Origin of the sequence: Commensalibacter sp. M0268 (genome assembly GCF_016101925.1) — a bacterium.
Taxonomy (GTDB): Bacteria; Pseudomonadota; Alphaproteobacteria; order Acetobacterales; family Acetobacteraceae; genus Commensalibacter; species Commensalibacter melissae.
Genome location: NZ_JACFPQ010000002.1, coordinates 67,341 through 78,593 on the forward strand (window position 1 = coordinate 67,341; position 11,253 = coordinate 78,593).

At 35.9% G+C, this 11,253-nt stretch carries 10 protein-coding genes; 2 read left to right on the plus strand and 8 right to left on the minus strand.

From position 1 onward, the window contains the following. Positions 1 to 124 precede the first annotated feature (124 nt). Complete coding sequence (locus tag H3R28_RS03735; RefSeq protein ID WP_232351213.1) at positions 125 to 1,657, plus strand: lytic transglycosylase domain-containing protein; 1,533 nt, start codon at positions 125 to 127, stop codon at positions 1,655 to 1,657. A gap of 795 nt (positions 1,658 to 2,452) precedes the next feature. Here H3R28_RS03735 and H3R28_RS03740 read toward each other — a convergent pair. From H3R28_RS03740 to H3R28_RS03770, 7 genes are all read right to left on the minus strand, one after another. Then, positions 2,453 to 2,812 carry a hypothetical protein gene (locus tag H3R28_RS03740; protein WP_198209618.1) on the minus strand — a complete coding sequence of 120 codons (360 nt, stop codon included), beginning with the start codon at positions 2,810 to 2,812 and terminating at the stop codon, positions 2,453 to 2,455. A 65-nt stretch (positions 2,813 to 2,877) separates the two neighbouring features. Next, entirely contained in the window at positions 2,878 to 3,534 is a 657-nt protein-coding gene (gene nfsB / locus H3R28_RS03745) for an oxygen-insensitive NAD(P)H nitroreductase (RefSeq protein ID WP_198196505.1), read from the minus strand. A gap of 502 nt (positions 3,535 to 4,036) precedes the next feature. Beyond that, on the minus strand, positions 4,037 to 4,288 hold the full coding sequence (locus H3R28_RS03750) for a hypothetical protein (protein ID WP_110438671.1): 252 nt from the start codon (positions 4,286 to 4,288) through the stop codon (positions 4,037 to 4,039). Between the two features lie 140 nt (positions 4,289 to 4,428). Beyond that, entirely contained in the window at positions 4,429 to 5,133 is a 705-nt protein-coding gene (locus tag H3R28_RS03755) for an SDR family oxidoreductase (RefSeq protein ID WP_198209620.1), read from the minus strand. 10 nt (positions 5,134 to 5,143) lie between these two features. Further along, positions 5,144 to 6,622 carry an amidophosphoribosyltransferase gene (gene purF / locus H3R28_RS03760; RefSeq protein WP_198209622.1) on the minus strand — a complete coding sequence of 493 codons (1,479 nt, stop codon included), beginning with the start codon at positions 6,620 to 6,622 and terminating at the stop codon, positions 5,144 to 5,146. Positions 6,623 to 6,679: 57 nt separating this feature from the next. Then, the gene (locus H3R28_RS03765; protein ID WP_198209624.1) at positions 6,680 to 7,345 is read right to left on the minus strand and encodes a CvpA family protein; all 666 of its coding nucleotides are present in this window, start codon (positions 7,343 to 7,345) and stop codon (positions 6,680 to 6,682) included. Positions 7,346 to 7,547: 202 nt separating this feature from the next. After that, positions 7,548 to 9,281, minus strand: coding sequence for a Na/Pi cotransporter family protein (locus H3R28_RS03770; protein WP_198209626.1), 1,734 nt, complete (start codon positions 9,279 to 9,281; stop codon positions 7,548 to 7,550). A gap of 339 nt (positions 9,282 to 9,620) precedes the next feature. On the opposite strand from H3R28_RS03770, the gene H3R28_RS03775 reads away from it, so the two are divergent. After that, positions 9,621 to 9,830 (plus strand): hypothetical protein, encoded by a 210-nt coding sequence (locus tag H3R28_RS03775; RefSeq protein WP_198209628.1) that lies wholly within the window; start codon positions 9,621 to 9,623, stop codon positions 9,828 to 9,830. Positions 9,831 to 10,086: 256 nt separating this feature from the next. Here the strand turns inward: H3R28_RS03775 and H3R28_RS03780 are convergent, their stop codons facing one another. Then, a complete protein-coding gene (locus tag H3R28_RS03780) occupies positions 10,087 to 11,244 on the minus strand; it encodes a polysaccharide pyruvyl transferase family protein (RefSeq protein ID WP_198209630.1) in 1,158 nt (385 codons plus the stop codon). Between the last annotated feature and the right edge of the window lie 9 nt (positions 11,245 to 11,253).

Consider the following 11,253-nt stretch of genomic DNA (forward strand, 5'->3'; position numbering starts at 1 on the left):
TTAAAGTGTTTATCTGATTCGTACAAGTCTTTGCAATCCGAACAGCTTCGTAAGATAACACTGAAAAAAATGGATTTATTTGGAAATAAATTCTTTATGGAATGTAGATAAGGGTAAAGGTATAATGAAGCGATCAGAAGATTTTACAGGATCTGGCGAAAAACTCAAATCTGGTTCAATGAAGTTTATTATTTCCAGACAAAACGAAAAACAACTTCATGATAAATCTCTTTATTTATCCCTGGTTCGTTTTGTTGTGCTCGGATGTATTATTGGAATGTTGGCTGCATGTGCAAACAATGCACCCCGTCAGCAACAAATACCTATTGCTCAGGAAGTTGCGCATTATAAAGCGAATGCCCGTTCTTACTATACTCCACCAGGGCCTCCAGAGGATCCATGGGGGCCATATATTCAGGAGGCATCTGCTCGGTTTGATGTGCCTGAAATATGGATTCGGGCGGTTATGCAGCAGGAGTCTGGTGGAAGTTTATACCATAATGGGCAATTGGTAACTTCTGGTCCCGGTGCGATGGGGTTGATGCAGTTAATGCCCCCAACATATGATGAAATGAAAATTGCTTATAATCTAGGGGATGATGCTTATGATCCTCATGATAATATCATGGCTGGAACGGCATATATTCGTCAAATGTATGATATTTATGGCTCTCCAGGTTTTTTGGCTGCATATAATGGGGGCCCTGGCAGATTGGATGATTTCTTAACACATAATCGTACATTACCTTTGGAAACCCGACGGTATGTTGCCTCAATTGGCCCTCAAATTCAGGGTATAAAACCAAACCGACAATCGCAAGCTGATTTGATGGTAGAGGGTCATGAAAATGGTATGGGTGTCAGTGCAGTTCAATATGCTGCGGCAACGCAACCCGGATTTCAAAGAATGGCATTATCGTCTCAAGCTCAGGCAGTGCAGAATGCATGGCAAAATCGCCAGACGACAGAAACGCTTAATCAGGCCAGTCTTAATGGGACAAGCTCTGCAACAACTGATAGTTTGAACAGGCAAAGTTTACAAGGAGCGGGCTCAGCAGTGACACAAGTTGCTATGGCATCACCATTGCCTTCACAGCCTGCTGTATCAACCTATCCAGTTAAATGGAAGAATTTTGACACTCATCCAGTTGCTTCTTCAACTGCACCATCAGTCGTTACGCGTCAAGATGTTAAATCAGCATGGTTGGCTAGGGGATATCAATCAACCCAGGCACCAGCAATGCAATCGCGTCCAATGCCTGTTCAGGTTGCATCAGCTCCGGCAGCTTTGCCATCAAGATCAGAACGGAAACAATATTATAGACCCATTTCCTACCAATTTCCAGCTGCAGAGGCTTCTGTAAATTATAATCGTAAAAGAGGTATGAATTTAACTAAAAAAGAAAATGTGTCGTTATTATCAGGAAACTGGGGAATTCAGGTCGGAGCTTTTGCTTCATCAAGTCAGGCGAAAAATGCTATTGGTATTGCAAAAAATCGAGCTTCTCTTTTTTCAGGTAAGCAACAGGTACAAGTCGTTCAAAAAGGTAAAAGCAAGATATATCGCGCTAGGGTGACAGGATTAAGTTTAAATGCTGCCCAGATGGCCTGTAAAAAACTAACTGCTTGCATCATGGTAAAACCATCCAATAGTTAATGATTCTAAAATTTAATTCATTAGCTAATATTAAAAGCGTGCCAAATAATTATATGTCTAGTTCGCTTTTATTAAAAATTAAATTGTGAATATCTGCAATTTGGGTTCAGTTATTGCCCGAAAAAATTGAAGGTCTGTTATAATCTTACGGTTCAACTGTTCTACTGCAATTCATGATCAGTATGGATTATGCATAATTGTTCTTCCAGTTGCAATGGTATCAGCTTGTATGACTTGTCAAAATAGTTTTGGCTTTCAATGGAAAGGATATTACAACAACAGTAATAGTTGTAATGTCTGTTTGTTGCTTTATTTTCTCTGCAAAAAAGCTTAAAACCTGGTTGGCAGGAATCAGCAGACCAAGGTCAAGATTGCAGATGAAACGTGAATAACAGTAAAACCTAGTTTTTCCGATTTCTTGCAGAACAAGATGTATTCTTCCAGATTTTATCCAATTTTGACTTAATCAATAGCGGAAATTTTTGCCCAAACAAGAATGTTGGTAGAAATTTCTTTCTTACGGCTTAATAAACCTTTAAAGGGAAATGTATGTGGTTAAGTGAGTTTTTTTTTATTAATCTGATCTGAGATTAGATGGTAGAAAAAGAAAAGCATGAAGTAATATTCATTAACCATATGAATGTCGATGTCATTCAAACCGATTATTTTTTCGTTGCTAATTAATTAATAAAATCCAGATTTGTTTTTTTGATTACCCCTTGATGGTCGTTCCCGTTGGCACAGGAGAAACCAGAAAAAATGGCTGAAGGAACAGTGGTTTGCCAGCCATATAGGTCAAGATGGAAGAATAGGATGCATATCTTTGGTTATGGATTTTCCATGGAATATGAGTTGAAACTTTTCAATCAGCATAGACCAGTTGAATGGCGACTGACATTGATGATTAACGTTGTATATAGAACTCAAGACCATTTTTAGTTTGTTTGCTTCTTCAGGCCATAATTCGACACAATGAGGACAAGTTTTTCTTTTAAGTGAAACAGCTGTTGCCTTGATAAAAAAAAACAGTTCCAGATTTAATCTACTGCCAATATGAACAAGATGCCAATCTGTTTTTTTCAACGTTGGCACTATATTGGCATAATGGCGGTATGATAGGTTTTCCAGAGATGGGGAACCGATTTTATGGTTCAAAAAGGTGAATCAATAACCTATTATTGTTACACAATATTGTAATCGTTAAAAGTCAGTTATCCTGATTAACAGAATGTAAAGAGTTCCTCTTTGGGGAAACGTGATTTAGGTTGTTTGGCGTTATAATCAGTTTTATCATGATAACCCAAAGTAATTACAAGAATACTTGTAAATCCTTTTTCTTTTAGGTGGAATTCTTTGTCTAAAATATCTGCATCAAATCCTTCAATGGGACTGGCATCTATATTTGCTAACGAGGCACCTAGTAATAAGTTTCCAAGAGCAATATAACCTTGTTTTGCTGTCCAATTGGGAAGATCCTTTAGAATTTTTTTATGCAGATTCATATATCCGATATAAAGATTGATAAATTCTTCCTTGTTTAAATTTGGGTTATGACGGCCATCCTTAATTTCTTGTTCAATAATTTTGCGAATATAGGCTTCATCCATATCTGTTTTTGAACAAATAACAATTGTATGTGAAGCACGGTCAACCTTGTGTTTATTATAAAGGAATTCTTCCCTTACCATTGATGAGGCAACGCGCTTAATACCATTTTCCGTGGAAGCGACAATGAAGTGATAAGGTTGTGAATTAATTGAAGTAGGTGTGTAGCGTAAAAGGTCAACTAACTGATTTATAATATGATCAGGAATTTTTTTTGTTGGATCATATCTTTTAGCGGTAAAGCGACGGAGTGCAAATTTTTCGATATCCATGATTATCCTTACGTTAATAATTCATAATAAAATTATATACATGTAAAAAATGTATAATAAATTAATATATGCCTATAATCGTAAAATGAATGGAAAAAGAGATCAACCTTAAAATAGTCGGTTTATATTATGATTGTTATAAAAGTGATAAAGAATTATGCAGTTACAGCCCGTATAATGATAGATAAGATATACATGCAATTCAATTCTTTAATTATTAATTAATTTACAACTCTAAGCTTGTATTGAGTGTTTCGTGAAATGTTTTATTAATATAGAAATTTGCACTATAAAAATTAACTTGCCAATTTAAACATGTTATTTTTTAAAAGTGTATTTTTTCAAATCTTTTGTGTTCATTTATGAGAGTCAACAATATTTTAATTTTTCATAGTAAATAGATGAATAATTTGAAGATTAGGCAGTGTATTTAGATAGGATTTTACGGTTATTTTGTACAGTGGTATTATCTCAAAATATTTTATTAAATTTTAATAAGATATCAGTCAAAAAGGTTTTGACATTTTATTTTACTAAACAGAATTGATAACGTAATAATCAGCAAGGTAAATAAATTTATCGAGGTTAGAGAGGAAAGATGCGATAATTTTATAGGAATGGGGCCTGTAGTAACAGATTGAGGTCCATAGGTTAAAAGTGTAAGGGCATAAAAATCAATAGTGAGAATATAAATTGTCCAAGCGATAATACTGCTAAACAAAATACCATAAATGATACGGTTAAATTTTAACATGCTCCTTCCTCCTTTCACAGGATATGATTTTTACATTCGTAATATTCCATTATTTCAAGTAAGTTTACCATTATATTGAAAATTATAAAAAAAATCAATTTAATAAAGTGGTTATATCAATTAATTTTGACTTATTAACGTTATGGATTTTGTTTTTTTAGTAAAAAAGCAAGAATTATTTTTGCCGTTTTTTCTGGCGAATTAAGTTTATCTTTATCTTCCGCAGGAAAAAAGGATTGTCTCAATAAGGTTTTGGTTGGCGGAGGGGTAATGGTTTGAACATGAACTGCAGAGATATCCTTTATTTCTTCTTTCCAACAATTTATAAGATTTTGAATAGCTGCCTGAACAGAGGTGACTGATCCCCAAAATGCACCGGGTTTCGTTATCCCCTGAAGAAAAAGAGCTTGAGAATTTGGTGTGGCGCATAACAAGGGGGACAAAGTTCGAACAAGTTTCATACAGCTTGTAAGATTGATGGAAATATTTTTTGACCAGTCTTGATCCGTTATTTGGTCAACAGGTGTAAGTGGCGTGTAATGAAAGGCTGCATGAATGAAAATGTCAAGTCGATGGAATTGCTGGGCAATGGAAGGGCCAATATTATCAATTGTTGTATCGAATGGATTTTTGGGTTGCAAATCAAATGGAAATAAGGTGGCTTTACCACCTTTTTGGCGGATTATATTATCTGTCTGTATTAATCCTCCCTGCGTTCTTGCGCTGAGAACGCAGTGTGCACCAGCCTCGGCCAATGCTATGGCACAAGCCTGACCTATGCCACGACTTGCACCAGTAATGAAAGCTACCTTGTTTTTAAAAGGGAGAGTAACTAAGGATGACATGACAGTTTCATTATTTATTTTGTGTTAGGTTCATGTCATGATCTGTAAGTTGAATAGGATAGTCTCCTGTAAAACATGCATCACAATATTGCGGTTTTTCGTAATTTCTTTCCTTTTCTTCCAGAGCTTTGTATAATCCATTGCATGAAATGAATCCCAGTGAATCTGCCCCAATCAATTTGCACATTTCATCAATATCATGTGTGTGTGCCAGTAGTTTTTCTTTTGATGGAGTATCAATTCCGTAATAACAGGAAAACCGTGTGGGGGGAGAGGCAATACGCAGATGAACTTCGGCTGCTCCTGCAGCTCTGACCATTTCAACGATTTTTTTGGATGTTGTTCCACGGACGATGGAATCATCAATTAAAATGACGCGTTTGTCTTTTAAAATTGAACCGTTTGTGGAGTGTTTGAGTTTTACTCCAAGATTACGGATTTGATCAGTCGGTTCAATAAAAGTCCTTCCTATATAATGACTACGGATTATGCCTAACTCAAATGGAATATTGCTGGCTTTTGCATAGCCGAGCGCAGCAGGCACACCGGAATCGGGAACAGGAACAACAATATCTGCCGCAACGGGATTTTCAAGCGCGAGTTCGGCTCCAATTTTTTGACGTGCTATATATACGGATTTATTTTCAATAATGGAATCGGGACGGGCAAAATAAACATATTCGAAAATGCAAAAGCGATGAGAAATATTATGAAAAGGTTTAATGGAACGGATACCCTCATCATTAATGATGATGACTTCACCAGGCTCGATATCACGGACAAATTCCGCGCCCATGCTGGAAAGTGCACAGGTTTCACTGGCAACAACCCAGCATTCTTTTTCCTTATTCTGGTTGAGTTTGCCGAGTATCAGGGGACGAACACCTAACGGATCACGAGCGGCAATTAACATATCCTTGGAAAGGGCCACCAGAGAATATGCACCCTGAACCTGTTTTAAGGCATCAATAAAGCGGTCAATAACATTGCTGTACAGGGAAATGGCAATCAAATGGATAAAGACTTCGCTGTCTGTACTGGATTGGAATAGGCATCCTCTGCGTACCAGGGATTGTCTAAGGAGTTGTGCATTGGTAAGATTTCCATTATGGGCAACAGCAAATCCACCAAATTCAAAATCACCATATAAAGGTTGTACATTACGAAGCTGCGTGGCACCTGTTGTAGCATAGCGATTGTGACCAATCGCAATTCCACCTGGTAATTTGGCGATAACCTGGGGATCGGCAAATACTTCACCGACCAGCCCCAAACCACGATGAATATGAAAATTTCCATCGTAAGTAACAATACCTGTCGCTTCCTGACCTCTATGTTGTAAGGCATGTAATCCCAATGCAGTCAATGATGCGGCATCTTGTGTTGTCCAGACGCCTACCACGCCACATTCCTCATGAAATTTATCATCTTCATGATCTGGGGATGTATGTATTGTTGAATAGGATATTGATTCGCTAGATTTATTCATCGCAATTCCGAAAATAAATGAATAGATAAGGGTTTTATGAGTTAAAAATGGCCATGTTTATTGTGAGGGAGCAATTGAGGAATACCCCCCCTCTGGTTGAACAGTAGAAGGCTCATCATTATGCGATTGATCTGTCGAAGAGGATTGATGAGATATTCCATTATGTAATCCAGTTCCGTCAGGTATTGATACTCTTGGTGTCTTTGTTTGGGGGACAACAACATCCCGTTGCATTGAGCTTGGGAGAAGATTATTAATCAGGACAGCTCCCTGATATATATAGGGAACCATTTGACTTTCTTGAAGAGGTTCAGGCCATTGTGCGGCAGGAAAAATTATTCCGCCAATCAGATAGAGAATGGCCAACCCTGCATATCCCTTAACCCCACCACATATTGCACCAAGTAATCTGTCCAGACGACCCAAAAGGGAGATTCGTGCAGAATTTTGACCGACAACGGCATTTGCCAGCGCATTAATGACAATACAGGTCAAGGCAAATATAACAATGAAGGAGGCAATATTTGCCAAATTTTCAGAGTTTACGTAAGGCGATAGCTTGGGGGCAAGATCGGGATACCAGCGATTGGCCAGGCTGGCTGCAATAATCCATCCAAATAGACCTATACATTCACGAGTAAACCCTCGCGTAAGACCGGATAAGGCACCAAGGATAATTACACCAAGACAAACAAGATCAATCCAGTTCATAGAATTAAGCACTTGATTAACTTATTCCCTTTAATAAGATTATAAAGCGGTATTAGTAAATAAACAATTCATTTACCGCAATGGGTAAATAAAAAATATTTTTATAATTTTTAATTACAAAAAACAAATAACTGTAAATTGTTTGATAATCATGGATCTCAATTATGAAGATGGTTGAACTATATCATAAATAGAAATTATTTTTCAGAGTTTTTCAATCACGGGTTAATATATTATCTTCACGTTGTAAAATCTTGATTGGATCATTGTCGTAATTTTCTGTATCTTCTTCAGGTTGCAGACGGCTGGGTAATAGCATTCCATTCTGATCCAGAACAGGGTAGGCGGCTGAAGCTACAACATGAGTGTTTGTACGTTTTAAATCACGGGCCAATTCAATCATGAATGAACCATACTGAATCTGGTTTTTTTTATTGTCTGTGCTTTGTCGAAGATTTTCATAATAGATAGCGATAACTTTGCTTTCAATTTCACGGAATATATCCTTCTCTTCGGCAAGTTTACGGGCAATATTCTCGTCTTCATTAATCAGCAAGGTTGCTGTTGTATGCAGATTTTTATGGATGCGTCGCATCATTTTTTGCAATGGATCCATCATGGGTTTTGGTAAAATGATTCTTTGTTTAACCATTTTCTGTACGGTTGAAAGAACATTCCTGTCCAGGACATCACCCGCATTGGCAATTTGTGTACAGAAGGTTAGGATTTTTTCCACCTGATTCAATTCATTTTGATTCAAAGCTTCGGGATCCAAACCGGTGACGTAACTTTGTATTGAGTTTGTTAATTTATCTAGCGTATTATCAAAACGTCGTGCGGCGCTGGCAATTTGAGGTGTTTGATTTTTAAAACTATCGTCAACACCATTCAGCATTTTTTCCAAAATATCACATAAACGCAATGATTCCCGGGTTGCATTGCCAAGGGCAAGAATAGGTGATTGTATGACGGATTTATCAAGATAGACCGGTTTTGAGGGATCCTGAACAGTTTCCTCTTTTGTGCGTGGAAATATTTTTTTTAGTAAATTGGCGTAGGGGGTTAGGAAAGGCAAGAATAGAAGTGCCGTTGCAATATTAAATAATGTGTGAAAATTGGCGATAGATCGGTTGATATCAGGATAGTAATATGTGAACCAATGGGTGAGTGGATGAATAAAGATAAAGACAATGGCCGCACCGATAACACGGTTTATTAAATTTCCCATAGGTAAACGTTTGGCAATCACGTTTTTTCCTGTTCCCTCTATCACGGGATTGAGAGCGGTACCGATATTGGCGCCCAAAACCATGATAAAGGCTGTTTCAGCAGGTATGACATTGTGAGAGGCGAAGGACGCTATTAGCAATACAATCGCCACGGAAGAATGCATAATCCAGGTCAGGATCATTGATAATAAAATTGTAATAAAAGGCATATCTGTAATGTTGCCCAATACTGTACGAAGCGCTGGTTGGTTGGTATAGGGATGAAGGATTACCAGAAATTGATGTAGGGAGATCAGAATCAGGCCTAATCCGATGAAGACGCGTCCAAAATCACGGATATGATTAAGACCCCGGCGAAACATGATGACGCCTATCAAAACAAAAAGGGGTGCGATACGGGACACGTCAAATGATAATAGCTGGACAATTAGGGTGGTTCCAACATTTGCCCCCAGCATAACCGCCAATGCAGAAGGTAGTCCGATTACCCCATTGGCGGCAAATCCAGTGATCATAAGTCCCGTTGCAGTTGAGGATTGCAAGATTGCAGTGATACCTGCACCTGCGATAAAAGATTGGAATCTGTTTCGTAACATGGTTGACAGGAAATGATTTAACCGTGCGCCAAACGCTCGTTGCACACCGGTTTGAACCATATGAACACCCCATAAAAGCAGGGCGACACTACCAGCAAGATCAATTACAGTAACAAAATTCAAGGAATATCCTCTTTTAAAGTTTTAAGTTATTGAAGTTAGAAGAAAAAAGTTTTTTAAATAAAAAAAGTTATAAATTAAAATTATATAAATAATTGAAAAATTCCTTGTCAAAAGGTGAATATAGCATAATTTTATGCGCTTGAAATTAAACTTTCCAATTTAATTCTCGAAACTGTCGGATTTAAATTTTGGAAATATTATTGGTATCGGTTTTCGTTAATTGGGATATTTTGATAATATATTGATTTTTTTGATATTTTTCAGGAAGAAAATTGCTTTTTCATCATTTATATCATAAATTGAAACAATTACTATTTCCATATAAAGGAGAATATAAATATGTCAGTATCGGATCATGATTATATCAATTTTTCACAAGATGATGAATTGAATTATATTTTAAAAAAATATCATAAATCTCAAACGCATGAAAATCGGGTTGAATTGAAAAAACTTGGTCAAGCCTATAAGGATGAAACAAAGTCAAAAATGCTAAAACATGCAGACTTTTATCCTTATCTGGAAAAACACTTAGATAAATTAAGATAAACTGGGGTTGAGGATGATAAGGGATTATATGTTTTAAAAAAATTGTGGTAAGGGATTAATTTTTTAAATAGTAAAAGGTGATAAAGCCATCACTATGTTATTGTTATGTAAATTATAAATTATTCTAACCTTATCACAATGTTATTGAATATAAATATAAGATTTAAATTAATTATTTATTATTGTGAATTGAATAATTGATTATATTTTTTAATAAATACCGTTTTGCTAATTTTAAATTTTATTATGGAATGATTTATAACGGAAAACTATCAATAATTTGGTTCTTGGTGTTTTCGAGTTTATCAAAATAGCTTAAATTAAGTTGTCTTAACGGAATATGATTTAAATTTTTGAATAAAACGGGGTTATAAAAATTTATTTCTGTACGATGTATGCCTGCGAAATAATCAAAGAATTTCCATTTTCCGCCATCATGCAATTTATTATCCCACAACCAAATATTTGGGATATGATAGCTGTCTGCAATAACAAGTCCATGTAAACTGCTGGATGCAATATATTTGCAGGATTTTATCTGGTCAATAAAAACGTTAATATCAGGATCGGTGATATCAATAAAAAGAGTGTTGGGTGTATTTTGTAATATTTGCTCTACCCAGCTCTTTTTATATTGACTGTGATGAACAATAAGACCCCAGTCATATTTTTTTTCTTTGTTGGGGTTATATATACGGTCACATATTAATCCAGGATCCCCATAAGGTAATTTACATTTATGTGAAGTGAAGGATTCATGGGTCAATGGTCCACGTAATAAAGAAATCTTGAATAATTCAGTAGGTAATGAGGAAGGTGAAAGAGTTCCGCTCCCCCATACAGGATAAATTCTGTTTCTTGGTGTTGCCCAGTTTAAAATGCTGCCTATTCCGATTAAGTCTGTGTTTTTTAAATTGGTTCTACATATTATTTTTTTACTTAAATATCCAATAATATATAAATTTAGTTCATCACCTATATTTGTGAACTGTTTGTTGCGCCACCAATACAGATTAACAGAATTGTTCATTTTTTTGTTAATCAAAGTGTTGAATTGGTTTATATCAAATTTTATTTTATATGCTTTTTGAAGCTTGAATTTCTTCCATTGTTTATTTTTTAGCTGTACAGTTTGAAATAATGTTTGATGATGATGTGTTGTAATGGGAATATTATAATAATAACAGTTTAATCGTCGGGAAATAAAAGAGTAATTTCCGGGAAATCGATGTTTTATAATAACATGATCAAACAGGTTTTTTTTATCATGGATGAATCCTGTTTTCATATCAGTTGTGGACAAATAAACAGGGTGGTGATTGTTTTTTTTCTGAACCATATAGAGGTGATGGTTTAGATAGCATAAAGAAGATTCTTCTTCAGTTCTGCAGATTATAAAATTTTTAAGTGACATAGTTAAAAA

Coding starts and splice junctions, on each gene's coding strand:
- H3R28_RS03755 (WP_198209620.1), bottom strand. CDS start 5,133: ATGTCATCCTTAGTTACTCTCCCTTTTAAAAACAAGGTAGCTTTCATT.
- H3R28_RS03735 (WP_232351213.1), top strand. CDS start 125: ATGAAGCGATCAGAAGATTTTACAGGATCTGGCGAAAAACTCAAATCT.
- purF (WP_198209622.1), bottom strand. CDS start 6,622: ATGAATAAATCTAGCGAATCAATATCCTATTCAACAATACATACATCC.
- nfsB (WP_198196505.1), bottom strand. CDS start 3,534: ATGGATATCGAAAAATTTGCACTCCGTCGCTTTACCGCTAAAAGATAT.
- H3R28_RS03750 (WP_110438671.1), bottom strand. CDS start 4,288: ATGTTAAAATTTAACCGTATCATTTATGGTATTTTGTTTAGCAGTATT.
- H3R28_RS03775 (WP_198209628.1), top strand. CDS start 9,621: ATGTCAGTATCGGATCATGATTATATCAATTTTTCACAAGATGATGAA.
- H3R28_RS03780 (WP_198209630.1), bottom strand. CDS start 11,244: ATGTCACTTAAAAATTTTATAATCTGCAGAACTGAAGAAGAATCTTCT.